This window comes from Azospirillum sp. TSH58 (assembly GCF_003119115.1).
Classification (GTDB): domain Bacteria; phylum Pseudomonadota; class Alphaproteobacteria; order Azospirillales; family Azospirillaceae; genus Azospirillum.
Genome location: NZ_CP022364.1, coordinates 2989159 through 3014351 on the forward strand (window position 1 = coordinate 2989159; position 25193 = coordinate 3014351).

General features: G+C 62.9%; 28 protein-coding genes and 1 pseudogene. 23 read left to right on the top strand and 6 right to left on the bottom strand.

Translation table 11 applies throughout. The features are described from left to right. Positions 1-574 precede the first annotated feature (574 nt). The 7 genes from TSH58p_RS17760 to TSH58p_RS33155 all read left to right on the top strand — a co-directional run bounded on the left by TSH58p_RS17760 (position 575) and on the right by TSH58p_RS33155 (position 7957). Entirely contained in the window at positions 575-1255 is a 681-nt protein-coding gene (locus tag TSH58p_RS17760) for a hypothetical protein (protein ID WP_146205844.1), read from the top strand. Between the two features lie 378 nt (positions 1256-1633). After that, positions 1634-2119 (top strand): MerR family transcriptional regulator, encoded by a 486-nt coding sequence (locus TSH58p_RS17765; RefSeq protein WP_109069224.1) that lies wholly within the window; start codon positions 1634-1636, stop codon positions 2117-2119. Continuing rightward, positions 2103-3863 carry a Mu-like prophage major head subunit gpT family protein gene (locus tag TSH58p_RS17770; RefSeq protein WP_247895509.1) on the top strand — a complete coding sequence of 587 codons (1761 nt, stop codon included), beginning with the start codon at positions 2103-2105 and terminating at the stop codon, positions 3861-3863. Before TSH58p_RS17765 ends, TSH58p_RS17770 begins: the two co-directional genes overlap by 17 nt. Before the next feature lie 250 nt (positions 3864-4113). Further along, positions 4114-6273, top strand: coding sequence for a phage tail length tape measure family protein (locus TSH58p_RS17775; RefSeq protein ID WP_109069226.1), 2160 nt, complete (start codon positions 4114-4116; stop codon positions 6271-6273). Then, positions 6270-6911 (top strand): hypothetical protein, encoded by a 642-nt coding sequence (locus tag TSH58p_RS17780; protein ID WP_109069227.1) that lies wholly within the window; start codon positions 6270-6272, stop codon positions 6909-6911. Before TSH58p_RS17775 ends, TSH58p_RS17780 begins: the two co-directional genes overlap by 4 nt. Before the next feature lie 13 nt (positions 6912-6924). Then, a complete protein-coding gene (locus tag TSH58p_RS17785; RefSeq protein WP_109469284.1) occupies positions 6925-7254 on the top strand; it encodes a hypothetical protein in 330 nt (109 codons plus the stop codon). Positions 7255-7372: 118 nt separating this feature from the next. Next, positions 7373-7957, top strand: a complete 585-nt coding sequence (locus TSH58p_RS33155; protein ID WP_146205845.1) for a hypothetical protein — start codon at positions 7373-7375, stop codon at positions 7955-7957. A 140-nt stretch (positions 7958-8097) separates the two neighbouring features. On the opposite strand, the gene TSH58p_RS33160 is transcribed toward TSH58p_RS33155, so the two are convergent. From TSH58p_RS33160 to TSH58p_RS17800, 4 genes are all read right to left on the bottom strand, one after another. Then, positions 8098-9072 carry a hypothetical protein gene (locus tag TSH58p_RS33160; protein WP_146205846.1) on the bottom strand — a complete coding sequence of 325 codons (975 nt, stop codon included), beginning with the start codon at positions 9070-9072 and terminating at the stop codon, positions 8098-8100. After that, positions 9072-9866, bottom strand: coding sequence for a HipA family kinase (locus TSH58p_RS33165; RefSeq protein WP_162600024.1), 795 nt, complete (start codon positions 9864-9866; stop codon positions 9072-9074). The genes TSH58p_RS33160 and TSH58p_RS33165 overlap by 1 nt, the downstream gene beginning before the upstream one ends. Positions 9867-10355: 489 nt before the next feature. Further along, entirely contained in the window at positions 10356-10661 is a 306-nt protein-coding gene (locus tag TSH58p_RS33170; protein ID WP_146205848.1) for a hypothetical protein, read from the bottom strand. Positions 10662-10689: 28 nt separating this feature from the next. Beyond that, entirely contained in the window at positions 10690-10899 is a 210-nt protein-coding gene (locus TSH58p_RS17800; protein WP_109069230.1) for a helix-turn-helix domain-containing protein, read from the bottom strand. Between the two features lie 159 nt (positions 10900-11058). Between TSH58p_RS17800 and TSH58p_RS33635 the strand changes: the two genes are divergently transcribed. From TSH58p_RS33635 to TSH58p_RS33175, 16 genes and pseudogenes are all read left to right on the top strand, one after another. Next, a complete protein-coding gene (locus TSH58p_RS33635) occupies positions 11059-11865 on the top strand; it encodes an AlpA family transcriptional regulator (RefSeq protein ID WP_204165711.1) in 807 nt (268 codons plus the stop codon). Then, positions 11858-12379 carry a hypothetical protein gene (locus TSH58p_RS17810; RefSeq protein WP_109469125.1) on the top strand — a complete coding sequence of 174 codons (522 nt, stop codon included), beginning with the start codon at positions 11858-11860 and terminating at the stop codon, positions 12377-12379. Before TSH58p_RS33635 ends, TSH58p_RS17810 begins: the two co-directional genes overlap by 8 nt. Beyond that, positions 12376-12588 carry a hypothetical protein gene (locus TSH58p_RS17815; RefSeq protein ID WP_109067693.1) on the top strand — a complete coding sequence of 71 codons (213 nt, stop codon included), beginning with the start codon at positions 12376-12378 and terminating at the stop codon, positions 12586-12588. Before TSH58p_RS17810 ends, TSH58p_RS17815 begins: the two co-directional genes overlap by 4 nt. 117 nt (positions 12589-12705) lie before the next feature. Beyond that, complete coding sequence (locus TSH58p_RS17820) at positions 12706-13893, top strand: site-specific integrase (RefSeq protein WP_109067694.1); 1188 nt, start codon at positions 12706-12708, stop codon at positions 13891-13893. 307 nt (positions 13894-14200) lie between these two features. Next, on the top strand, positions 14201-14449 hold the full coding sequence (locus TSH58p_RS17825; protein ID WP_109069220.1) for a hypothetical protein: 249 nt from the start codon (positions 14201-14203) through the stop codon (positions 14447-14449). After that, complete coding sequence (locus TSH58p_RS17830; protein WP_109069221.1) at positions 14442-14756, top strand: hypothetical protein; 315 nt, start codon at positions 14442-14444, stop codon at positions 14754-14756. Before TSH58p_RS17825 ends, TSH58p_RS17830 begins: the two co-directional genes overlap by 8 nt. Before the next feature lie 17 nt (positions 14757-14773). Beyond that, positions 14774-14935 (top strand): annotated as a pseudogene (locus TSH58p_RS34695) (helix-turn-helix domain-containing protein); the annotation flags it as partial. Between the two features lie 586 nt (positions 14936-15521). Next, positions 15522-16202, top strand: a complete 681-nt coding sequence (locus tag TSH58p_RS17840; RefSeq protein WP_146205844.1) for a hypothetical protein — start codon at positions 15522-15524, stop codon at positions 16200-16202. Positions 16203-16580: 378 nt separating this feature from the next. Beyond that, positions 16581-17066 carry a MerR family transcriptional regulator gene (locus tag TSH58p_RS17845; RefSeq protein ID WP_109069224.1) on the top strand — a complete coding sequence of 162 codons (486 nt, stop codon included), beginning with the start codon at positions 16581-16583 and terminating at the stop codon, positions 17064-17066. Beyond that, positions 17050-18894 carry a prohead protease/major capsid protein fusion protein gene (locus TSH58p_RS17850; protein WP_109069225.1) on the top strand — a complete coding sequence of 615 codons (1845 nt, stop codon included), beginning with the start codon at positions 17050-17052 and terminating at the stop codon, positions 18892-18894. The genes TSH58p_RS17845 and TSH58p_RS17850 overlap by 17 nt, the downstream gene beginning before the upstream one ends. Before the next feature lie 167 nt (positions 18895-19061). Continuing rightward, entirely contained in the window at positions 19062-19193 is a 132-nt protein-coding gene (locus tag TSH58p_RS34445; protein ID WP_256380054.1) for a hypothetical protein, read from the top strand. Then, on the top strand, positions 19190-21220 hold the full coding sequence (locus tag TSH58p_RS17855) for a phage tail length tape measure family protein (RefSeq protein WP_162600044.1): 2031 nt from the start codon (positions 19190-19192) through the stop codon (positions 21218-21220). The genes TSH58p_RS34445 and TSH58p_RS17855 overlap by 4 nt, the downstream gene beginning before the upstream one ends. After that, positions 21217-21339 (top strand): hypothetical protein, encoded by a 123-nt coding sequence (locus TSH58p_RS34450; protein ID WP_256380055.1) that lies wholly within the window; start codon positions 21217-21219, stop codon positions 21337-21339. The genes TSH58p_RS17855 and TSH58p_RS34450 overlap by 4 nt, the downstream gene beginning before the upstream one ends. A gap of 34 nt (positions 21340-21373) precedes the next feature. After that, positions 21374-21859 carry a hypothetical protein gene (locus TSH58p_RS17860; protein WP_109469283.1) on the top strand — a complete coding sequence of 162 codons (486 nt, stop codon included), beginning with the start codon at positions 21374-21376 and terminating at the stop codon, positions 21857-21859. Between the two features lie 13 nt (positions 21860-21872). After that, a complete protein-coding gene (locus TSH58p_RS17865) occupies positions 21873-22202 on the top strand; it encodes a hypothetical protein (RefSeq protein WP_109469284.1) in 330 nt (109 codons plus the stop codon). Between the two features lie 118 nt (positions 22203-22320). Further along, positions 22321-22905 carry a hypothetical protein gene (locus TSH58p_RS33175; RefSeq protein WP_146205845.1) on the top strand — a complete coding sequence of 195 codons (585 nt, stop codon included), beginning with the start codon at positions 22321-22323 and terminating at the stop codon, positions 22903-22905. A 140-nt stretch (positions 22906-23045) separates the two neighbouring features. Here TSH58p_RS33175 and TSH58p_RS33180 read toward each other — a convergent pair whose 3' ends face one another. Beyond that, positions 23046-23480: a hypothetical protein gene (locus TSH58p_RS33180; protein WP_162600045.1), complete on the bottom strand. Its 435-nt coding sequence runs from the start codon at positions 23478-23480 to the stop codon at positions 23046-23048. 541 nt (positions 23481-24021) lie between these two features. Then, positions 24022-24816 (bottom strand): HipA family kinase, encoded by a 795-nt coding sequence (locus TSH58p_RS33185; protein WP_162600024.1) that lies wholly within the window; start codon positions 24814-24816, stop codon positions 24022-24024. Between the last annotated feature and the right edge of the window lie 377 nt (positions 24817-25193).

Genomic DNA, 25193 nt, shown 5'->3' on the forward strand with positions numbered 1-25193 from the left:
GTGCTGGTGATGGTGGCTGCGGAAGATCCCGCAAACCACCTGCCTAGGGAATACCGGATCGACCTCGACCGCCTCCGTGAGCTTGCCGTTGCGAGTTCGCCGACCGCTGATGAGTTGGACATTCCGACCACACCACCCCCGGCACCAGATGCCGTACCCCCCGGCATCTCCTGCCTCCCTCCCCGGCACCAGATGCCGCACCCCCCGGCACCAGATGCCGTACCCCCCCGGCACCAGATGCCGCCAATCCATCATAAAGAACCACCAAGAATCCAGAATCAGACTCTATCGCTCGACCTGGGGGGCGAAGAGGCGCGACTGCCGCCCCCTGAACCGGACATCGAGGCCGCGTTCGCCGAGTGGTGGGCCGCCGTCCCACGCAAGGTGGCGAAAGGGGCGGCGTTGCGCGCCTACCGATCCGCCCTGAAGCACGCCACGCCCGCCGACCTCCTGGCCGGCATCCGCCGCTATGCGGACGAGGTGCGGGGGCGGGAGGAGCGCTTCATCGCACACCCTGCAACGTGGCTGAACGGCCAGCGCTGGCTTGATGAGCCGGGCCGGCAAGGAGTCGACCATGCCCAACGTGACCAAGCTTCCCGCCCCATCAGGAACGGGTTCGTCGCCGTCGCTCTCGAAGAGGCTGAGCGACGCCACCAAGACGCCCCAAACGATCCTGCCCGATGGGACGGCCCAACCCTCGACTTGGACCCTGCCGGAGACGGTGGCGCCTGACCTGCAGCGGGAGGCCGCAGCGGCGTTGCCGGCGCTGGCCGAGTGGATGGGGCCGGCGGACGAGGACACCGTGCGCCGCTGGCTGGCGGACCTGGGCGTTCTGGTTGCCGGGACGATGGGCGTGGAGGAGGCGCGGGCCAAGCTGGCGGCCTACTCCCGCCTGTTGGCCGACGATTACCCGCGTCTCGCGTTCACGGAACGCACGCTGATCGCCGCGGGCCGCCGGTTCAACACGTACTTCCCGACGTTCGGGAAGGTCGCGGAGTTCTTGGACGAGCTGGCGGTGGAACTGCGCACGAAGGTCAACCGCGTGCAGGCCCTGGCCGTGCCGCCACGCCAGCGCCAGCGGGACGCCGAGGACGAGCCGGTGAGCCTGGAGCAGCGCCAGCGCATGGGCGAGCTGTTCGGCATTCTCGGCAAGGCCCTGACCTCCGGGGACTGGAGCGCGGTGGACGCGGAGTGCCAGCGGATCGAGGCGCGCGGGAGCCGAGATGGCGTAGAGCCGCCTGGGGCGCTGCTGTAGCGCGTTCTGCGCTGTAGGGGTGTCCGAGTGGCAGGGGAAAGCCAGAGCCACGCCAGCGGTCACCGGAGGCGCGCGGAAGGGGTATCCAGGGCTCGGGACAGCGTGCGGGTCCTTCCGAGAGGGCGAAGACCCGGGGGCAGCACCCGCCCCATGTCGCGAGGATTTTCCGGCCCTGGGTTCAATGAAACCACAAGGTTTCGAAACCGCCGGCCGATGACAACCCATTGACTCTGCGTGTGAAACAGCCCGTGCGCCACGGCGCGGCAGTTTCCAAGGCCGCGGTTTCCTAGCGAAAGCAGCAAAAACAGTTTCGTTGACCCGTTCTTTGAGAAGCGTTACGTCTGAACCAGATTAGGACTCCAGACCTGAGGGGATGACATGGACCCGACCCAGACTTTCACCGCCGGACAGGTCGAGGACCTGACCGGCCTTTCCTCCGAAACTTTGCGCGTTTGGCGCCGTCGCGGCTTCATCCCGCCGAACCCGGGCGGTGGGTGGGCGCGGTACACCTTCAGCTCCGTCGTTCTGATCGGCGTTCTTCAGGACCTGACCGCGAACCACCGCCTCGACGTCAGTGAGGCGCATGACAAGTTCGTGCGCGGCGCTGGAGGGATCTACATCCGTGAGGCTGCGGACGCGGCCCTGAACGGCCAGCCGGACATGTGGGTGGCGGTGCTGACCGGCGACGTGGACGAACACGACGGACGGGCCTGGACCGTCACGACGACCGACAACCCGGCGACGATCTTCACCGGCATGCAGTCGCCGCGCAGCGTCGTGGCGGTGAACGTTGGCGATGTCGCCCGCAAGGTCCTGGCCCGCATCGAGCGGGTGGAGGGCAGCGACGATGACGACGCCGAATAACGACCCGGCCAGCGCCGTCAGCACGCGGGCCGGGTCGCTGGCGCCGTCCACCTTCAACGCCGACCGGCGCGAGGTAGAGGTGACCGCTTCCTCCGGCGCCGACGTGCGGCGCGTGGGCATGCGGCCGGATGCGACTTGGGGTGCCTGGAGGGAACGCCTCGACGTTGCCGGGGTGGATCTCTCCCGCTTTACCGGCGCGTCCGTCCTTCGCGACCATCGGCCGTCCACCGATGCCGTTGTCGGTTCGGTTCTCAGCGCGCGGAAGTCCGGCGGAGAACTCCGCGCCATGCTGACCTTCGATACGACCGACGCGGGCGAGCTGGCGTTTCAGCAGGTTCAGCAGGGCTCAATCCGCCAAGTCTCGCTGGGCTACTTCGTGCAGGAATGGGCCGCTGGCCCCTCCGACGACATCGCCGAGCCGCTGTTCATCGCGCGGCGCTGGCAGCCCGTCGAAATCTCCATCGTCGCAATCGGCGCCGATCCTGCGGCGCGCACCCGAAGTGTAGAGGGAATCACCATGACCACCCAGACCACCCCGGCGCCGCAGCACCAGCCCGCTCCCGCCACGGACAGCCGTGCGGAGCTGCTCGACCACATCCTGTCGCGGGCGACCTGCCCGCAGCTCGCGCTTCCGCCCGACATGGTTCAGCGCGCGGCGGCGGACCCGAGCATGACGATCCAGCGCTTCAACGAGATGGTGGTCGATCACGTCGCCGCCCAGCCGTCGAACCAGCGCAACATCAACCCGCACATTCAGATGTACGACAGCCACGATGATCCCGTGACGACGCGGGCGTTCATGGCCGAGGCCCTGGCCGCGCGCTTGGCGCCCGGCCTGGTCAAGCCGGGCGACCGGGCGCGGGAATATATGGGCTGCTCGGCCATGGGCATGGTCGGCGAGCTGCTGGCCGCGCGCGGCGAGAACGTGAACCGGCTGAACCACAAGGAGATGATGAAGCGGGTTCACACCACCAGCGACTTTCCGCTGTTGCTGGAAAGCGCGGCGAACAAGGTGCTCCTGGCGCAGTACGCCGCGGCCGCGCCGACGTATCGGCTGTGGGCGGCCCGGCGCGGCTTCAACGACTTCAAGCCGGCGAAGTTCCTGCGTGTGGGCGACTTCCCGAGCCTCAAGCCCATGGCCGAGGTTGGCGAGCTGAAGTACGGCACAATGAGCGAGAACCGGGAAACCGTGTCGGCGAAGGAATACGCCAGCGGCATCATCTTGAGCCGGCAGACCCTGGTAAACGACGACCTGGGCGCGCTGGGTGATTACGCCATGATGATTGGCGTCCGCACCGCCGCGGACGAAAACCGGATGGTCTATGGGCTGCTCAACAGCAACCCAACGCTCGCTGACGGCAAGGCCCTGTTCCATGCCGCGCACGGCAACCTCGCCGCCGGCGCGGCGATCAACGTCGAAAGCGTGGGAAAGGCCGTGGCACTGCTGCGGAAGCAAAAGAGCCTCGACGATATCCCGCTCAACCTCGCCCCGCGCTTCCTTGTGGTCGGTCCGGACGGCGAGCTGGCCGGGCGCCAGCTCCTGGCCGCCATCGTCGCGAACCAGTCCAGCGCCGTGAACCCCTGGGCCGGGCTGATGGAGCTGGTGGTGGATGCGAACATCGAGGGCACGGCGTGGCACCTGTTCGCCGACCCGTCGCTCTGCCCTCGATCGTGTTCGGCTACGTCGGCGACGCGGAAGGGCCGCAGATCCTCACCGAAGCCGACTTCGATACGCAGGCGGTGAAGGTCCGGGCCTCGATCGACTTCGGCTATGGCGCCATCGACCACCGCGGCGCGGTCAAGAATCCGGGCGCCCCCTCAAGCTAAGGGGCGCTGCACAGAATGCGCGGCGATCTCGAGGGCGACACGGCCAGCCCAACAACGGAAAGCCCAATCCCTCCGCGCAACCGACTGGGGTCGGTGTCATGGGGTCAATTGGGCAAGGCCTCTCCTACCTCCGGCGCCGTGGCGCCACCCACCTTCGCAGGTGACCCATGAGCGACATTCGCATTGCGGAACTGACCGTCGACAACAAGAAGGCGATGGCCGCCCTTGGCGACGTCGCCAAGGTCATGGACTCGGTCGGTGGGGGGGCGGAGACCAACACGAAACGCCTTGCCGGGGTGACGCGCGAGTTCGGCGCCCTGGCCCGTGCCAGCGGGGTTTATGTCGATGCGTCCGACCGCATGGCCCGCGCGACGGAGCAGGCGGACAGGGCGCTGGCGAAGAAGCTGATTACCGAAACGCAACACGCCAGAATCCTCGAAACCGCACGGCTCAAGTACGACGAGACCGCCGCCGCCAGCGCGCGGGAGGCGAAGGCCGTTGAGGACCTCACGCGCCGTCTCGACCCGGCTGCGGAACGCACTCGCCAGCTCGCTCATGACCAAGAACTGTTGAACCGCGCGCTGGCCGGTCAGGTTAGCGGAGTCAAGCTGTCGGAGGAACGGCACGCCGAACTTTCACGCCGCCTGCAAGAGACCGGCGCCGCCACCACCGTCGCCGCCGTGGGGGCGGGACGAATGAAGGGTGCCATGGGCAACTTGGGGCTCCAGCTCCAGGATGTGGCGGTTCAGGCGCAGATGGGAACCAGCGCCTTCACGATCCTGGCGCAGCAAGGTCCACAGGTCGCCTCCGCCTTCGGTCCTATGGGCGTGGCTATCGGAACGGTGGTGGCGGTGGCATCGGTCGCCGCCGGGGTTCTGTTCAAGCTGGGGGACGAGACAGGAAAGTCGGCGAAGGAAATCGACACCTTCGGCGACGTGCTGGGCGTGTTCGAGGGGCGGGCGCGCGAGACAGGGAAGTCGGTTGACGACCTGTCCGACCGATACCGCGCACTCGGTGGCGAACTACGCGCCCTCTCGAAACTGGCCCTGCAAGCTGACCTTGCCACCCTGACCGAGAAGCGGACGAAGGACCAGAAAGCTGCATGGGACACGATCCGCAACGCAACGATGGCCGGCGTGCAGGACGCGCCGGCAGCGCTGAGCGCCCTGCAACAGCTCGGCAGAGATAAGGACCTCACCGCCTTCCTGGGCAAGCTCCAGGCACTGAACGCACAAGGTGCGGTGAAGCTGATGCGCGATGAGGACGTGCGCGCCCTCTTGGAGACGGGGGAGGCGATCCGCGTTGCCGAGGCGCGTATGGCCGATCTGGAAGGCAGGGCGACCGAGGCGCAGAAGGCGCTGTTGGGCTATGCCGAAGCAGCGCGGGAGGCCGCGAAAACCAGCCGCGATCTGGCTCTTGCGGAGGGACAGGCCGCCGCGTCGCTGTTCGTGCAGGAAGATGACCTCGACGCCAAGATTAAGGCGCTGAAGGGCGGTGAATCCGCCATGCGGGCCTATGCCCAAGAACAGGTGAAGGTTACCGCCTACAAGAAGGCGTTTGATGACGCAATCACTTCCGGAATGCCGATCCTCTATGCCCAAGAGACGGCGAACCGGATTGCAGCGAAGGCGGTGGAGGCATACCGGCTCGAACAGCAGCGGGGAGTCGACGCCACCAACCGCGCAGCCGCCGCACAGGCCGAGGGTGCCCAGAAGGTCGCCGCTGCGCATGGGGTGTCTTCCGCCGCGGTGCGGGAGGCGACGATTCAGCAGCAAGCGATGGTCGAGGCCGCGCGCAGCACCACCGAATCCTATGATGCGATCGTTGTCCGGCTGCGCAAGATCGATGAGGCGCAGCGCGCGGTTCAGGCCGCGCAATTCAGGGCCAGTATGCGCGATCAAGCCGCCGACGCCGAGCGGCTGGCGAACGCCTGGGCCAAGGGTGGTGCAGCGGCGGCCCGCGAAGCGGCCCTGGCGAACGAGGTACTGGCGGAGGCCCGCAAACGCGGGCTGGACGCTGAGCGAGACGCCGCACAGGTGCGCTCCATCACCGAAGATATGGCGGGCCGCGATCTGGCGCAGCGACAGCTCCGGTTCACCCAGATGGCGGACGAGCAACGCCAGCAAGTCGAGATGGCGAACGCCGAATTCCAGATGCTCGGCATGAGCAACGCGGCCCGCGCTGAGCAAATCGCGATCATCCAGAAGATGAACGACCTGAAGGCGTTGGGTGTGGACATGACCGACGCCGGCACCGACGCATTCATCACAGACGGCGAAGGCGATGATGTCGCCGTCACCGCCATCTTCGAGGAGGCCCTTCAATGAGCTGTTGCAACCTCGCCTTCAGCGCCGACCGGATCATCTGCGTGACGGACACGCTCGTCTATAACCTGAAGGGCGACCCGCTGCGCCTGTGCGATACGAAGGCCCGTGTTTCCGATAATCGGGGTTTCGCGGTCACCTATCGCGGGATCGAGATGGTGGGCGAACCCATCGTCCAGGCGCTGGCCGTGCACGATGACGTGATCCACGCCGTCGAAGGCACGCGGACCATGTTGGAGGGCCTGCCGCTCGATGACGCGCCGGTCTTCATCGCGTCGCGCGGGATCGAATTCACGATCTTCGGCAAGAACCGGGATGGTGGGCTTGCTGTGGCCCGCGTGGTCCGGGAGCCGGGGGAACCGGTGTGCACGACCTGGCTTGCGCCGTCCGTGCATCTGATGCCGGCGCCGCCCGCCGCGGTGAAGCTGCCCGCGGAAGCGGACGTTGACCGGCTGGTCAAGCTGAGCCTCGCGCAGTGGAAGGCCAAGGCCCACTACGCGAACTGGGGCTGCATCGGCGGGCAAATGACCCTCACGACCGCGACCGCCGCCGGGGTCGCGCAAACCGTCATCGGGACCTATCCCGACTATGCGGAGCTGTCCGCCCGGTTCGGGCGGGTGGAGCGGCGCCATGCTGCGTAGCGAAGCGCGGCGCATGGCCCAGCGCGTCGAGAGGGATGCAACTCGCACCGGTCTCAAGGTGACGGAGCGGATCAACGCCGTTCTGACGATGGATGTGCCGTACGAAGAGAAGATTGCAGCTCTGAAGGAGGCCGAAGAGAAGGGTGAACGTGAACTCACGTGGGTAATCGACAGAGCGTGCAAAATTCTTCGTGAGCAAGGCGTTGATACTCTGGACATCGGCAAATACAGGGGTGGCGCCTTTTCGTCCGTCTACCGGATGAAGGAGAACGTCCGGAAGGTCAGGGACATCATCGAGGAACAGCGAGTGGTTGACGGCATTTGGAGCGATGCCCTGGAGTGACGTCGCTTCGAAGCCTGCCGCGGACCCGGCTGGGGCGGGCCTGTAACACACCTTGACCGCCCTGTGTTGCGGCCTGTAACACAGGGTGTGTTACGCACTGTGTTACAGGTGATCCGCCATGGCGACCCCGACCATTTCAGTTCGCGTATCTCCAGAACATCAAGGGCTTGTCCGAGACGTGGCGGCCCGGCTGAAGGCCGATCCCGGCTTTGCTGACGTGCTGCGCGCCGCGCTGGGGGAGGGTGTGACACAGCCTGTCATACAGCCTGTGACACAGCCTGTGTTACGGCTTGGATCGCGGGGTGTGTTGCAGGCCGCAACACAGGTGGACGGCCAGCCCGCGCACCAGATCCAGCCCGATCCCACACCCGAAGGCCAGCCCGATCCCGCGGCCGGCGCTATAGCCGATGTCCTGCGCCGTGTGGAGGTGCTGGAGGCGCATGTGGCGGATCTCCGGGGCAAGGCCGGCCGGCAAGCCAAGGTGGCCAGCCAACAGCAACGGCTGATCGCCGCCGCGGGCCTGGAAGGCGTCATGACCCGCCTGCAGTATGCCGCGCATATCGGCGTGTCCAACCCGACGCTCACGCGCTGGGTGAAGCGGGGAATGCCGGTGCGGGACGATGGGCTTCTCGATATCGAGGCGGTGGAGAGCTGGCGGAAGGCGAACGAGTCCCGGCTCCTGGCGGAGAGGGTGAAGGGGTAGGGGGTGACCGGGCCGGCAACCGGCCCGAGCATCTACAGCACCGACGAGAGGCCGGATGAGTTGCTGATGGTGTGAGGGAGCGGTTCTGGTGGAATCGCCACTTGACGAATCCACCGATCCCGCAAAGATCACCGAGGTGGTCAGTGAGCTCTATTTTCCGTCTGCTCGGCCATCAAAATATGCTGCGCCATTACCTTTACGGACGACAGAGGGCGTATTCTGATTTCTTCTTGATCGGCTTGCTTCTCCAACTCATGCAAGGCTTCAGCGATGTTATCAAGCTGCTTGTCCGTATAATTGGGATCGCTCTCGCTTGGCCTAAACACAAAAAGTTCATGATCTAGATAAATTCCAGTCATTTTGCGAGATCTGTCGCGATCAACTTTTAGATCCCACAACCTCGTCTTCACATTTTTTGCAGCGTTGAACGGCCTTAATGCATTAAGCGTGCAAAAATTTGCAACAATGCGTGATCCTGAGAAATCGATATTTACGGTGTGAGATTTCTGTCGTGGCCGTGAGCGATATTTTTGATCAAAGCTTGGCCTAAGATCCAAGCGGAAGAAGTCGGCAAGTCCAGGACGGATCGCCGCAACTTCCTGGGCAACCCTGGCGGGGAGCTGATCTTGTATCGTTAAGTCGTTTTTGCTTGCCACTTCTAAGACAGTTTCGCTTGTCTCAGCGATTTCTGTGCTGGCAATTTTGGGCCGATAGAGTGACGAGCGGACTTGTAGCCAAGACTCTGCTATGGCTTCTAAGCTTTCCCCAGCACCTTCTAACGCTTGCCCCACTGTTATCCCGGCTAGCGTACTGATTGGATGAGTTAGAGCGTCGATGCCACGTTTGGAGATATCCTCCTGAAGTTCATCCAGGGACGCATCAATGAGGAACAGTAACCCTTCGGCTTCTTCTGCATATAAGCAATGAAGCCTATCGAGACCGCTTGCCCGTACAACGGCAAATCCATCTTCAGAGGCAACCAAAATGCCAACAGTGAGGCGTTCACCTGATCCAATTATAGGTTCTAGGTAGACAGGCGCCCATTTTGCCCTCGTTAAATCAGAGGGTAATGGAATTTCGTCTTCCGACAACATATTAATTCGAAGTTCGGACATCAGAATAACCCGTATGGCGACGCTTGACGGCTTCCCACATGCGGAACGATAGGCGCTCGATCTCTTAGGAAAGAAATCATTGAAGCTCCATCGCTTTCTGTCAAGAGGTCTAAGGCGCGACTTGCCTGCGCAATGGCAGTAAGGTCGAGTGCTTTGACGTGGGTGGGCATCGCGCTGCATGCGGCGATGAGCACGGATGTGCGAGGCTTATCCAGGTAGGGGCAAAACCAAAGTGCGAGTTTATTTTTATAGGATTCACTTGGGTTGAGATTTTTCGCGACCCAATTAGGTCCGGTCAAGCATTGTCCGTGATCAATGAGCCAAATGTCAGTGCCTCCACCGAATAATATGTTTCCGAGATTTCTGTCTACATTTGCTACCCAGGTGTCGAACGCAAAAGCCGTCCCATTTCCTGGCCAGCGTGCAAGTGCATCAATAAGCCTCTGTGGAATACGTGTGCCAGTCCAATGTCTTTTCAGCGGTGGCGTGCCTTGTCGCTCTGTAGCAAACATAAACTTATAGCTGCCGCGAGACGGTCCTTTGCGCACTGGTAAAACAGATGAAGTGGCCGCTGCAATAAAATAAGGAGGAACTGGTAGTCCCAATGCAGTGGCCAAAGCTGCGCCAAAAAGTTCGTTGGCCAACTCTTTCGGTGGTAGATCCTTAAGTATGGCATGGACCGGCGGTTTGCCTTTCCCGACGAACAGCTGCCCCAACCAAGTGTCGGTGACATTTCCGTCTTTATACGGTGTTGCTCCAGGAAGCACGCTTGCTATTGGAGTCATTTGTCTCATCTACTGTGATTGATTTGCTGAAGGACGAGAGGGGTTGGAAACAGTTCGTGGTGGCTGCATCCCTTCCAGAATAGATGAACACTCCCCCGGGTCCTTACCGGGAGGGCGAGTGGAGCGGCGAATGCTCCACTGAGGCGAGTATGTGACCCGTATGGGAGAATGTCTAGCGCGGAACTATGTCGTTCGAATGCATCCTAAACTCAGCTTCTGCCCAAGGTTCAGTCCGAGCGAGTGTGTTCAGCTTTGATGTATGCACATGTTTCAGCGCCGGGGTGTCGCCTCAACCGACACCCCTCCAGCCGCTACCCGATAAATCGCGCTCCGGCGGCCTGTGAGTGCGTTCTGCGGGGAGGGGCTGCTGTGGGGCAGCCCCTCCTCCTTGGGCGCGCTGAGCAGGCTGCTGAGGGCGAGCTATGGGATAGCGTGGCTTTCGCCGGGGGCGTGTTCCAAAAGTAGAGGCCCGACAAAGCGGTTTATCGTGGTCGCCTGTCAAATAATTTCCAAAATATCAGTCCGTTTTGGAACTTCAAGGATAGATATCCTTCTTATGCTTGGCTTAAACCAAGGGTTATTGGCGCTGAACTCTTTAACATGTTCTACGCACTGGTTGTAGCTTGTTGCGTTATCGCTAAAATATAAAGTTCTTTGTTCTATGGTAAATCCCCTATTTTTAAAAAACTTATTAATATCCGTATACAGATTTGTGTATGACTCCGGATCGTTTTGCGGTTTTACTTTGGTGTATTGAAGCTTTAGTGTGCTTTTATCCATTTCAATGGCTATGGCATAACGCATTATATCCTCGCAATGGCTGGATGACGTTTTACAGACTGCCCTTCCTCAACCGTACCCCCGCGCCCCCACCATTCTCCGGGATGAACTCGACCCCGGCAGTCTCCAGGGCGGCCCGGATTGCTGCGAGGGTGGCTGGCTTCAGCTCTTCACCACGCTCAAACCTCGAAATGGTTTGCGTCGAGACGTTGGCCGCTTCGGCCAACTCCCTCACCCCGAGGCCCGTGGCGACGCGGGCCATCTTGCATTGGACAGGTAGCACCGTCACAACCCTGTTGTGATTTTGGTTGACGGGTTATGTTAACAGTGTTGTGATTGTGGGGCAAGAGAAGCGGCCGAACGGGGTGCGGCAACACTCCGCCCGGCCTGACCACAACCCGACCTGAGTGGAGATCGGATCATGGCTGATTCCGTCAATACCACACCTTTGCCCGGCACCGGCCGCCGGAAATCGGCTGGCGCCCTGGTGCCTACCAAGCCCGCCGACCTGCCGCCCCTGACCCCCGACCAGCTGAACGATCAAGATGGGGAGCCGCGGGTTTCCGATTTGGTTCTGGCCGAGCGGCTGGGCTTTGATAAGCCACACAACATCCGCAAGCTGATCGAGCGGAACCGGGCGGAGCTGGAAACCTATGGGGCGCTGGTGGAAGCTACCGGGGTTTTCTCCACGGTGGAGAAAACCTCTGGCGAGGTTTCCGACCGGCAATCGGAAACTCCCAATCGTGGCGGCCGCCCCGGCAAAGCCTACTACCTGAACGAAGGCCAAGCGCTGGTCATCTGCGCCCTGTCCCGCACCCCGCAAGCCGCCCTGGTGCGCCGGCAGATCATCGAGGTGTTCTTGGCTTACCGGCGGGGCAAGCTCGCCTCGCCCGAGGGGGCCGCTCTGGCTGCCCTTGCTGCCGAGGTAGGCCGGCTGGCCGCGGTGGTGGGGGAGCTGGTGGCGGGTGCCGCCAAGCCCGTCCAGATCGCCGAGGAGAAGCCGAAGGTGCTGACCGGGAGCAAGGTCCGCATCCGCGCGACCGAGCCGGGCGACCTGCTGTACGGCATGAAGGCGATTGCCAACGCGCTGAAGATCACGAAGCGGCAGGCGTACCACCTCCACCAAGAGGGCCGCATCCCGACCATCAAGATCGGCCCGAGGCGGATCGGCGCCCGGCGCAACGAGCTGTCGGCTTGGCTGGCCGGGCAGGAGGTGATCAATGCTTGAGTCATTATCCCGCCGCTCCATCCTGGCCGGCGCGTCGGCGGTGGCCCTGGCCGGCCCGGTGTCGGCCGATGCCGCGGACCCCTTTGGCGCCGCTATCGCCTCGCTCGAAGGTCGTGCGCCGGCCGCCGGGCCTGATCCGGTCCTCTCCCTGTGCGCGCACTGGCGGGAGGTGGACGCCAAGTGCGAAGGCGCCAACAAGCGGGTGGATGCCCATTGGAACGAGCTGGAGCAAGCTGGCCTGACCCACGACGAGATCCAGCGCGACCCGATCCAACGCGTCATGTGGGACGAGACGTACCGTTGGAGCGCGGAAGTCGATGCGGCTGAGTCCGTCATCTGCTCCACCCCTGCCGCCACTCCCGCCGGCATTCTCGCCAAGCTCGAAGTCTGGAAGCAGACCAGCGAGGCGCTTGTGGGCGATTGCCTGCTCGTCGTGTCGGCCATCGAAGACCTCCGCCGGCTGGTGCACGGCGACGCCGGCCCGGCCGCTGACGAGGGGAGGGCCGCCGCATGAGCCTCAACGGGAACCGCTCCGAGATCATCGGCTACGCCGAGGGGCTGGAGAAGGTGGTGGGCGAGCTGGCCGTGATGGTCAAGCTGCTGCGCGCCGCCACGGTCAACGGCGACGCCGATACGATCCGGCTTGCGGCGGGAATCACCCACGGTCACGCCGCCGAACTGCCGGGCACGCTGGCGCTGCTGATTGAACGCCTGGGCGCCTGACCGGCCCGGCAACACTGACGGGGTGCGCGATCCGCGCACCCACCCAACCACACCTGAACCGCGGCGACGGCGCTGGGCATCCCCGGCGCTGCGCCCGTTCCAATCTGGAGAACCATCATGGCAAGCGTGCGCAAGCGCGAATGGACGCACAATGGCGAGACTAAAACCGCGTGGGTGTGTGAGTACACCGATGGCAAGGGAAAGCGCCATCGGAAGACCTTCGAGAAGAAGAAGGACGCCGACGCATATCGGACTCGCATGGAAGTGGAGAAAACGGATGGGTTCTCCGCTCATTCATCGCTGACCGTTAAGGATCTGGCTGATCTATTTTTGAAGCATCTTGAGGATAAAGTTAAAGATAATCGAATTGGACTGAATCATCTAAGGGTTCATAAGCAGGGCGTCACTGTCTGCATCCTGCCGTATTTCGGAAAAATGAAGGTGTCGGACGTTAAATTCTCAGATGTCGAGGCGTTCAAATCATTCATCATAAAAAGCCGGAATTACTCTGCCCGATCGGTGAAGACGCGATTGTCAACGCTGCGGGCTATGGAAGAGTTTGCAAAAAAGAGAGGGATGGTTAAGGGGCAGGTGATATCAGAGGCGTGTAGGGAGTTGTCTCCTGTGGGTTGCGGTAAAATCGAAACTTTCACTCCAGAGCAAGTTCAAACACTGCTGACTGTTTCATCTAAGCTTTATAGCGGCTGTAGCCCCAGGGTTAGGGATATGATGGAGTGTTTTGTAAACATCTCTGCATTCTGTGGTCTGCGGCTTGGCGAAATCATGGGGCTCACTGTTAAGAACATCGACATTAACAAGAGGATTATTCATGTGAGGCACAGCCTTACTGATTTCGATTTATTGAAGGCGCCGAAGACGAAGTCTGGAATTAGGGATGTTCCTATGCCGGTGCGTGTTCGCGACTTGCTTCGCTCGTGGATTGAGCAACACTATGTCGAGAACGAGCGTGGTTTGATATTCCGGAATGAAACTGGCACGCAGGTTAGGCAACAGAACTTCCACAAGTGGTATTGGCCACGTCTGTTGGAACGAGCTGGGTTGAGGGTTCGAGGGCAGAAAAACTTGCATTTTCATGCGCTTAGGCACTTCGCCGCTAGCTGGATGGTTGAGCATGGACTGCCGTTACCCGAGGTGGCTGCGCTGTTGGGGCATAGCAAGTTCGACATGACCTTGCAGATCTACGTTCATCCCATCGTCAACGGCAGTCGGCGTCACGAAGCAATAGACCGAGCTGCCGGCGCGCTTCTCGCACTCACCGATGCGACAAATTCGCGACATGGCTAGCTAAGCCATTGAAGTAAAAGCCCACTCGGGTGTTCGATGCCCACCCAGGCCAACCCTGATATTATCGTTTATAAACAATAAGTTAGGCCCTCTTGGACCCGTCCGGAGGGCCTTTTTCACATGCGACAAGGCCATTCGCCAAAAACCAAGGCGATACAAGGCGTTACGGCGCGCCCACGCGACAACGGCGCGACATGGACGCGACATGGACGCGACAAGAGACAGCCCCTCGAACGGGGCATTTTGACCAGGGTTGGGCGCCCGAAATCCGGCCCCTCCCACGCGACCCTCACCATGGAGAAGTATCATGAACGCACAGCCGTCCGCTGAGGCGGGCACCCTCGTTTGGGGCTTGGGCAACATCGCCAAGCACCTGGGCATCACGAAGCGGCAGGCCCATTACCAGCACGAAAAGGGCAACCTGCCGACCTTCAAGCCGCCCGGCACGAACAAGATCGCCGCGCGCCGGGAAAGCCTCGATGAGCTGGTGAAGGGGTGGGAGGCCGCCGGCCGGACCGACGGCGCCGGCGCTGAGAAGGACCCCGGCCATGAGTGACCCTCTGGTGCGGGTGTCCGGTCTATCCCTCCTCGATGGGGAACCGGACGAGCGGGGGCGCCTGCCCCTCGCGTGCCTCGACGTGCTGGTGGGGGGCGTGTGGCTCCACCGCTGCACGCTCGTCCGAGCCGAGGGCGGAGAGCTGGCCGTCCAGCCGCCCGCGGTCTTCGGCAAGGCGTTTGCCCGGCGAGCGGAGCGGGGAACCGATCATGCGGCCTGGGCAGCGGTCAACGCGGCGGCGCTGGCCGCTTACCGAACGGCAGGGGGCACGGAGGCCGCCGCGCCCGGCGCCGGGCCGGATGAGTGAGTGTCCGTGTCATGACCATGGTGTGGAACACGGACCTCAAGAGCACACCGAAGTTCGTGCTGCTTCGGTTGGCAGACTTCGCGGCCGATGATGGCGGGAAGGTTTTCCCTGGTGTGAAACGGGTAGCGAGGGACACCGGCCTGTGTCTCCGCGCTGTGCGGGACGCCTACCGTGTGTTGGAGGACTGCGGGGTGCTGGTGATGGTGGCTGCGGAAGATCCCGCAAACCACCTGCCTAGGGAATACCGGATCGACCTCGACCGCCTCCGTGAGCTTGCCGTTGCGAGTTCGCCGACCGCTGATGAGTTGGACATTCCGACCACACCACCCCCGGCACCAGATGCCGTACCCCCCGGCATCTCCTGCCTCCCTCCCCGGCACCAGATGCCGCACCCCCCGGCACCAGATGCCGTACCCCCCCGGCACCAGATGCCGCCAATCCATCATAAAGAACCACCAAGAATCCAGAATCAGACTCTATCGCTCGACCTGGGGGGCGAAGAGGCGCGACTGCCGCCCCCTGAACCGGACATCGAGGCCGCGTTCGCCGAGTGGTGGGCCGCCGTCCCACGCAAGGTGGCGAAAGGGGCGGCGTTGCGCGCCTACCGATCCGCCCTGAAGCACGCCACGCCCGCCGACCTCCTGGCCGGCATCCGCCGCTATGCGGACGAGGTGCGGGGGCGGGAGGAGCGCTTCATCGCACACCCTGCAACGTGGCTGAACGGCCAGCGCTGGCTTGATGAGCCGGGCCGGCAAGGAGTCGACCATGCCCAACGTGACCAAGCTTCCCGCCCCATCAGGAACGGGTTCGTCGCCGTCGCTCTCGAAGAGGCTGAGCGACGCCACCAAGACGCCCCAAACGATCCTGCCCGATGGGACGGCCCAACCCTCGACTTGGACCCTGCCGGAGACGGTGGCGCCTGACCTGCAGCGGGAGGCCGCAGCGGCGTTGCCGGCGCTGGCCGAGTGGATGGGGCCGGCGGACGAGGACACCGTGCGCCGCTGGCTGGCGGACCTGGGCGTTCTGGTTGCCGGGACGATGGGCGTGGAGGAGGCGCGGGCCAAGCTGGCGGCCTACTCCCGCCTGTTGGCCGACGATTACCCGCGTCTCGCGTTCACGGAACGCACGCTGATCGCCGCGGGCCGCCGGTTCAACACGTACTTCCCGACGTTCGGGAAGGTCGCGGAGTTCTTGGACGAGCTGGCGGTGGAACTGCGCACGAAGGTCAACCGCGTGCAGGCCCTGGCCGTGCCGCCACGCCAGCGCCAGCGGGACGCCGAGGACGAGCCGGTGAGCCTGGAGCAGCGCCAGCGCATGGGCGAGCTGTTCGGCATTCTCGGCAAGGCCCTGACCTCCGGGGACTGGAGCGCGGTGGACGCGGAGTGCCAGCGGATCGAGGCGCGCGGGAGCCGAGATGGCGTAGAGCCGCCTGGGGCGCTGCTGTAGCGCGTTCTGCGCTGTAGGGGTGTCCGAGTGGCAGGGGAAAGCCAGAGCCACGCCAGCGGTCACCGGAGGCGCGCGGAAGGGGTATCCAGGGCTCGGGACAGCGTGCGGGTCCTTCCGAGAGGGCGAAGACCCGGGGGCAGCACCCGCCCCATGTCGCGAGGATTTTCCGGCCCTGGGTTCAATGAAACCACAAGGTTTCGAAACCGCCGGCCGATGACAACCCATTGACTCTGCGTGTGAAACAGCCCGTGCGCCACGGCGCGGCAGTTTCCAAGGCCGCGGTTTCCTAGCGAAAGCAGCAAAAACAGTTTCGTTGACCCGTTCTTTGAGAAGCGTTACGTCTGAACCAGATTAGGACTCCAGACCTGAGGGGATGACATGGACCCGACCCAGACTTTCACCGCCGGACAGGTCGAGGACCTGACCGGCCTTTCCTCCGAAACTTTGCGCGTTTGGCGCCGTCGCGGCTTCATCCCGCCGAACCCGGGCGGTGGGTGGGCGCGGTACACCTTCAGCTCCGTCGTTCTGATCGGCGTTCTTCAGGACCTGACCGCGAACCACCGCCTCGACGTCAGTGAGGCGCATGACAAGTTCGTGCGCGGCGCTGGAGGGATCTACATCCGTGAGGCTGCGGACGCGGCCCTGAACGGCCAGCCGGACATGTGGGTGGCGGTGCTGACCGGCGACGTGGACGAACACGACGGACGGGCCTGGACCGTCACGACGACCGACAACCCGGCGACGATCTTCACCGGCATGCAGTCGCCGCGCAGCGTCGTGGCGGTGAACGTTGGCGATGTCGCCCGCAAGGTCCTGGCCCGCATCGAGCGGGTGGAGGGCAGCGACGATGACGACGCCGAATAACGACCCGGCCAGCGCCGTCAGCACGCGGGCCGGGTCGCTGGCGCCGTCCACCTTCAACGCCGACCGGCGCGAGGTAGAGGTGACCGCTTCCTCCGGCGCCGACGTGCGGCGCGTGGGCATGCGGCCGGATGCGACTTGGGGTGCCTGGAGGGAACGCCTCGACGTTGCCGGGGTGGATCTCTCCCGCTTTACCGGCGCGTCCGTCCTTCGCGACCATCGGCCGTCCACCGATGCCGTTGTCGGTTCGGTTCTCAGCGCGCGGAAGTCCGGCGGAGAACTCCGCGCCATGCTGACCTTCGATACGACCGACGCGGGCGAGCTGGCGTTTCAGCAGGTTCAGCAGGGCTCAATCCGCCAAGTCTCGCTGGGCTACTTCGTGCAGGAATGGGCCGCTGGCCCCTCCGACGACATCGCCGAGCCGCTGTTCATCGCGCGGCGCTGGCAGCCCGTCGAAATCTCCATCGTCGCAATCGGCGCCGATCCTGCGGCGCGCACCCGAAGTGTAGAGGGAATCACCATGACCACCCAGACCACCCCGGCGCCGCAGCACCAGCCCGCTCCCGCCACGGACAGCCGTGCGGAGCTGCTCGACCACATCCTGTCGCGGGCGACCTGCCCGCAGCTCGCGCTTCCGCCCGACATGGTTCAGCGCGCGGCGGCGGACCCGAGCATGACGATCCAGCGCTTCAACGAGATGGTGGTCGATCACGTCGCCGCCCAGCCGTCGAACCAGCGCAACATCAACCCGCACATTCAGATGTACGACAGCCACGATGATCCCGTGACGACGCGGGCGTTCATGGCCGAGGCCCTGGCCGCGCGCTTGGCGCCCGGCCTGGTCAAGCCGGGCGACCGGGCGCGGGAATATATGGGCTGCTCGGCCATGGGCATGGTCGGCGAGCTGCTGGCCGCGCGCGGCGAGAACGTGAACCGGCTGAACCACAAGGAGATGATGAAGCGGGTTCACACCACCAGCGACTTTCCGCTGTTGCTGGAAAGCGCGGCGAACAAGGTGCTCCTGGCGCAGTACGCCGCGGCCGCGCCGACGTATCGGCTGTGGGCGGCCCGGCGCGGCTTCAACGACTTCAAGCCGGCGAAGTTCCTGCGTGTGGGCGACTTCCCGAGCCTCAAGCCCATGGCCGAGGTTGGCGAGCTGAAGTACGGCACAATGAGCGAGAACCGGGAAACCGTGTCGGCGAAGGAATACGCCAGCGGCATCATCTTGAGCCGGCAGACCCTGGTAAACGACGACCTGGGCGCGCTGGGTGATTACGCCATGATGATTGGCGTCCGCACCGCCGCGGACGAAAACCGGATGGTCTATGGGCTGCTCAACAGCAACCCAACGCTCGCTGACGGCAAGGCCCTGTTCCATGCCGCGCACGGCAACCTCGCCGCCGGCGCGGCGATCAACGTCGAAAGCGTGGGAAAGGCCGTGGCACTGCTGCGGAAGCAAAAGAGCCTCGACGATATCCCGCTCAACCTCGCCCCGCGCTTCCTTGTGGTCGGTCCGGACGGCGAGCTGGCCGGGCGCCAGCTCCTGGCCGCCATCGTCGCGAACCAGTCCAGCGCCGTGAACCCCTGGGCCGGGCTGATGGAGCTGGTGGTGGATGCGAACATCGAGGGCACGGCGTGGCACCTGTTCGCCGACCCGTCGCTCTGCCCCTCGATCGTGTTCGGCTACGTCGGCGACGCGGAAGGGCCGCAGATCCTCACCGAAGCCGACTTCGATACGCAGGCGGTGAAGGTCCGGGCCTCGATCGACTTCGGCTATGGCGCCATCGACCACCGCGGCGCGGTCAAGAATCCGGGCGCCCCCTCAAGCTAAGGGGCGCTGCACAGAATGCGCGGCGATCTCGAGGGCGACACGGCCAGCCCAACAACGGAAAGCCCAATCCCTCCGCGCAACCGACTGGGGTCGGTGTCATGGGGTCAATTGGGCAAGGCCTCTCCTACCTCCGGCGCCGTGGCGCCACCCACCTTCGCAGGTGACCCATGAGCGACATTCGCATTGCGGAACTGACCGTCGACAACAAGAAGGCGATGGCCGCCCTTGGCGACGTCGCCAAGGTCATGGACTCGGTCGGTGGGGGGCGGAGACCAACACGAAACGCCTTGCCGGGGTGACGCGCGAGTTCGGCGCCCTGGCCCGTGCCAGCGGGGTTTATGTCGATGCGTCCGACCGCATGGCCCGCGCGACGGAGCAGGCGGACAGGGCGCTGGCGAAGAAGCTGATTACCGAAACGCAACACGCCAGAATCCTCGAAACCGCACGGCTCAAGTACGACGAGACCGCCGCCGCCAGCGCGCGGGAGGCGAAGGCCGTTGAGGACCTCACGCGCCGTCTCGACCCGGCTGCGGAACGCACTCGCCAGCTCGCTCATGACCAAGAACTGTTGAACCGCGCGCTGGCCGGTCAGGTTAGCGGAGTCAAGCTGTCGGAGGAACGGCACGCCGAACTTTCACGCCGCCTGCAAGAGACCGGCGCCGCCACCACCGTCGCCGCCGTGGGGGCGGGACGAATGAAGGGTGCCATGGGCAACTTGGGGCTCCAGCTCCAGGATGTGGCGGTTCAGGCGCAGATGGGAACCAGCGCCTTCACGATCCTGGCGCAGCAAGGTCCACAGGTCGCCTCCGCCTTCGGTCCTATGGGCGTGGCTATCGGAACGGTGGTGGCGGTGGCATCGGTCGCCGCCGGGGTTCTGTTCAAGCTGGGGGACGAGACAGGAAAGTCGGCGAAGGAAATCGACACCTTCGGCGACGTGCTGGGCGTGTTCGAGGGGCGGGCGCGCGAGACAGGGAAGTCGGTTGACGACCTGTCCGACCGATACCGCGCACTCGGTGGCGAACTACGCGCCCTCTCGAAACTGGCCCTGCAAGCTGACCTTGCCACCCTGACCGAGAAGCGGACGAAGGACCAGAAAGCTGCATGGGACACGATCCGCAACGCAACGATGGCCGGCGTGCAGGACGCGCCGGCAGCGCTGAGCGCCCTGCAACAGCTCGGCAGAGATAAGGACCTCACCGCCTTCCTGGGCAAGCTCCAGGCACTGAACGCACAAGGTGCGGTGAAGCTGATGCGCGATGAGGACGTGCGCGCCCTCTTGGAGACGGGGGAGGCGATCCGCGTTGCCGAGGCGCGTATGGCCGATCTGGAAGGCAGGGCGACCGAGGCGCAGAAGGCGCTGTTGGGCTATGCCGAAGCAGCGCGGGAGGCCGCGAAAACCAGCCGCGATCTGGCTCTTGCGGAGGGACAGGCCGCCGCGTCGCTGTTCGTGCAGGAAGATGACCTCGACGCCAAGATTAAGGCGCTGAAGGGCGGTGAATCCGCCATGCGGGCCTATGCCCAAGAACAGGTGAAGGTTACCGCCTACAAGAAGGCGTTTGATGACGCAATCACTTCCGGAATGCCGATCCTCTATGCCCAAGAGACGGCGAACCGGATTGCAGCGAAGGCGGTGGAGGCATACCGGCTCGAACAGCAGCGGGGAGTCGACGCCACCAACCGCGCAGCCGCCGCACAGGCCGAGGGTGCCCAGAAGGTCGCCGCTGCGCATGGGGTGTCTTCCGCCGCGGTGCGGGAGGCGACGATTCAGCAGCAAGCGATGGTCGAGGCCGCGCGCAGCACCACCGAATCCTATGATGCGATCGTTGTCCGGCTGCGCAAGATCGATGAGGCGCAGCGCGCGGTTCAGGCCGCGCAATTCAGGGCCAGTATGCGCGATCAAGCCGCCGACGCCGAGCGGCTGGCGAACGCCTGGGCCAAGGGTGGTGCAGCGGCGGCCCGCGAAGCGGCCCTGGCGAACGAGGTACTGGCGGAGGCCCGCAAACGCGGGCTGGACGCTGAGCGAGACGCCGCACAGGTGCGCTCCATCACCGAAGATATGGCGGGCCGCGATCTGGCGCAGCGACAGCTCCGGTTCACCCAGATGGCGGACGAGCAACGCCAGCAAGTCGAGATGGCGAACGCCGAATTCCAGATGCTCGGCATGAGCAACGCGGCCCGCGCTGAGCAAATCGCGATCATCCAGAAGATGAACGACCTGAAGGCGTTGGGTGTGGACATGACCGACGCCGGCACCGACGCATTCATCACAGACGGCGAAGGCGATGATGTCGCCGTCACCGCCATCTTCGAGGAGGCCCTTCAATGAGCTGTTGCAACCTCGCCTTCAGCGCCGACCGGATCATCTGCGTGACGGACACGCTCGTCTATAACCTGAAGGGCGACCCGCTGCGCCTGTGCGATACGAAGGCCCGTGTTTTCCGATAATCGGGGTTTCGCGGTCACCTATCGCGGGATCGAGATGGTGGGCGAACCCATCGTCCAGGCGCTGGCCGTGCACGATGACGTGATCCACGCCGTCGAAGGCACGCGGACCATGTTGGAGGGCCTGCCGCTCGATGACGCGCCGGTCTTCATCGCGTCGCGCGGGATCGAATTCACGATCTTCGGCAAGAACCGGGATGGTGGGCTTGCTGTGGCCCGCGTGGTCCGGGAGCCGGGGGAACCGGTGTGCACGACCTGGCTTGCGCCGTCCGTGCATCTGATGCCGGCGCCGCCCGCCGCGGTGAAGCTGCCCGCGGAAGCGGACGTTGACCGGCTGGTCAAGCTGAGCCTCGCGCAGTGGAAGGCCAAGGCCCACTACGCGAACTGGGGCTGCATCGGCGGGCAAATGACCCTCACGACCGCGACCGCCGCCGGGGTCGCGCAAACCGTCATCGGGACCTATCCCGACTATGCGGAGCTGTCCGCCCGGTTCGGGCGGGTGGAGCGGCGCCATGCTGCGTAGCGAAGCGCGGCGCATGGCCCAGCGCGTCGAGAGGGATGCAACTCGCACCGGTCTCAAGGTGACGGAGCGGATCAACGCCGTTCTGACGATGGATGTGCCGTACGAAGAGAAGATTGCAGCTCTGAAGGAGGCCGAAGAGAAGGGTGAACGTGAACTCACGTGGGTAATCGACAGAGCGTGCAAAATTCTTCGTGAGCAAGGCGTTGATACTCTGGACATCGGCAAATACAGGGGTGGCGCCTTTTCGTCCGTCTACCGGATGAAGGAGAACGTCCGGAAGGTCAGGGACATCATCGAGGAACAGCGAGTGGTTGACGGCATTTGGAGCGATGCCCTGGAGTGACGTCGCTTCGAAGCCTGCCGCGGACCCGGCTGGGGCGGGCCTGTAACACACCTTGACCGCCCTGTGTTGCGGCCTGTAACACAGGGTGTGTTACGCACTGTGTTACAGGTGATCCGCCATGGCGACCCCGACCATTTCAGTTCGCGTATCTCCAGAACATCAAGGGCTTGTCCGAGACGTGGCGGCCCGGCTGAAGGCCGATCCCGGCTTTGCTGACGTGCTGCGCGCCGCGCTGGGGGAGGGTGTGACACAGCCTGTCATACAGCCTGTGACACAGCCTGTGTTACGGCTTGGATCGCGGGGTGTGTTGCAGGCCGCAACACAGGTGGACGGCCAGCCCGCGCACCAGATCCAGCCCGATCCCACACCCGAAGGCCAGCCCGATCCCGCGGCCGGCGCTATAGCCGATGTCCTGCGCCGTGTGGAGGTGCTGGAGGCGCATGTGGCGGATCTCCGGGGCAAGGCCGGCCGGCAAGCCAAGGTGGCCAGCCAACAGCAACGGCTGATCGCCGCCGCGGGCCTGGAAGGCGTCATGACCCGCCTGCAGTATGCCGCGCATATCGGCGTGTCCAACCCGACGCTCACGCGCTGGGTGAAGCGGGGAATGCCGGTGCGGGACGATGGGCTTCTCGATATCGAGGCGGTGGAGAGCTGGCGGAAGGCGAACGAGTCCCGGCTCCTGGCGGAGAGGGTGAAGGGGTAGGGGGTGACCGGGCCGGCAACCGGCCCGAGCATCTACAGCACCGACGAGAGGCCGGATGAGTTGCTGATGGTGTGAGGGAGCGGTTCTGGTGGAATCGCCACTTGACGAATCCACCGATCCCGCAAAGATCACCGAGGTGGTCAGTGAGCTCTATTTTCCGTCTGCTCGGCCATCAAAATATGCTGCGCCATTACCTTTACGGACGACAGAGGGCGTATTCTGATTTCTTCTTGATCGGCTTGCTTCTCCAACTCATGCAAGGCTTCAGCGATGTTATCAAGCTGCTTGTCCGTATAATTGGGATCGCTCTCGCTTGGCCTAAACACAAAAAGTTCATGATCTAGATAAATTCCAGTCATTTTGCGAGATCTGTCGCGATCAACTTTTAGATCCCACAACCTCGTCTTCACATTTTTTGCAGCGTTGAACGGCCTTAATGCATTAAGCGTGCAAAAATTTGCAACAATGCGTGATCCTGAGAAATCGATATTTACGGTGTGAGATTTCTGTCGTGGCCGTGAGCGATATTTTTTGATCAAAGCTTGGCCTAAGATCCAAGCGGAAGAAGTCGGCAAGTCCAGGACGGATCGCCGCAACTTCCTGGGCAACCCTGGCGGGGAGCTGATCTTGTATCGTTAAGTCGTTTTTGCTTGCCACTTCTAAAGACAGTTTCGCTTGTCTCAGCGATTTCTGTGCTGGCAATTTTGGGCCGATAGAGTGACGAGCGGACTTGTAGCCAAGACTCTGCTATGGCTTCTAAGCTTTCCCCAGCACCTTCTAACGCTTGCCCCACTGTTATCCCGGCTAGCGTACTGATTGGATGAGTTAGAGCGTCGATGCCACGTTTGGAGATATCCTCCTGAAGTTCATCCAGGGACGCATCAATGAGGAACAGTAACCCTTCGGCTTCTTCTGCATATAAGCAATGAAGCCTATCGAGACCGCTTGCCCGTACAACGGCAAATCCATCTTCAGAGGCAACCAAAATGCCAACAGTGAGGCGTTCACCTGATCCAATTATAGGTTCTAGGTAGACAGGCGCCCATTTTGCCCTCGTTAAATCAGAGGGTAATGGAATTTCGTCTTCCGACAACATATTAATTCGAAGTTCGGACATCAGAATAACCCGTATGGCGACGCTTGACGGCTTCCCACATGCGGAACGATAGGCGCTCGATCTCTTAGGAAAGAAATCATTGAAGCTCCATCGCTTTCTGTCAAGAGGTCTAAGGCGCGACTTGCCTGCGCAATGGCAGTAAGGTCGAGTGCTTTGACGTGGGTGGGCATCGCGCTGCATGCGGCGATGAGCACGGATGTGCGAGGCTTATCCAGGTAGGGGCAAAACCAAAGTGCGAGTTTATTTTTATAGGATTCACTTGGGTTGAGATTTTTCGCGACCCAATTAGGTCCGGTCAAGCATTGTCCGTGATCAATGAGCCAAATGTCAGTGCCTCCACCGAATAATATGTTTCCGAGATTTCTGTCTACATTTGCTACCCAGGTGTCGAACGCAAAAGCCGTCCCATTTCCTGGCCAGCGTGCAAGTGCATCAATAAGCCTCTGTGGAATACGTGTGCCAGTCCAATGTCTTTTCAGCGGTGGCGTGCCTTGTCGCTCTGTAGCAAACATAAACTTATAGCTGCCGCGAGACGGTCCTTTGCGCACTGGTAAAACAGATGAAGTGGCCGCTGCAATAAAATAAGGAGGAACTGGTAGTCCCAATGCAGTGGCCAAAGCTGCGCCAAAAAGTTCGTTGGCCAACTCTTTCGGTGGTAGATCCTTAAGTATGGCATGGACCGGCGGTTTGCCTTTCCCGACGAACAGCTGCCCCAACCAAGTGTCGGTGACATTTCCGTCTTTATACGGTGTTGCTCCAGGAAGCACGCTTGCTATTGGAGTCATTTGTCTCATCTACTGTGATTGATTTGCTGAAGGACGAGAGGGGTTGGAAACAGTTCGTGGTGGCTGCATCCCTTCCAGAATAGATGAACACTCCCCCGGGTCCTTACCGGGAGGGCGAGTGGAGCGGCGAATGCTCCACTGAGGCGAGTATGTGACCCGTATGGGAGAATGTCTAGCGCGGAACTATGTCGTTCGAATGCATCCTAAACTCAGCTTCTGCCCAAGGTTCAGTCCGAGCGAGTGTGTTCAGCTTTGATGTATGCACATGTTTCAGCGCCGGGGTGTCGCCTCAACCGACACCCCTCCAGCCGCTACCCGATAAATCGCGCTCCGGCGGCCTGTGAGTGCGTTCTGCGGGGAGGGGCTGCTGTGGGGCAGCCCCTCCT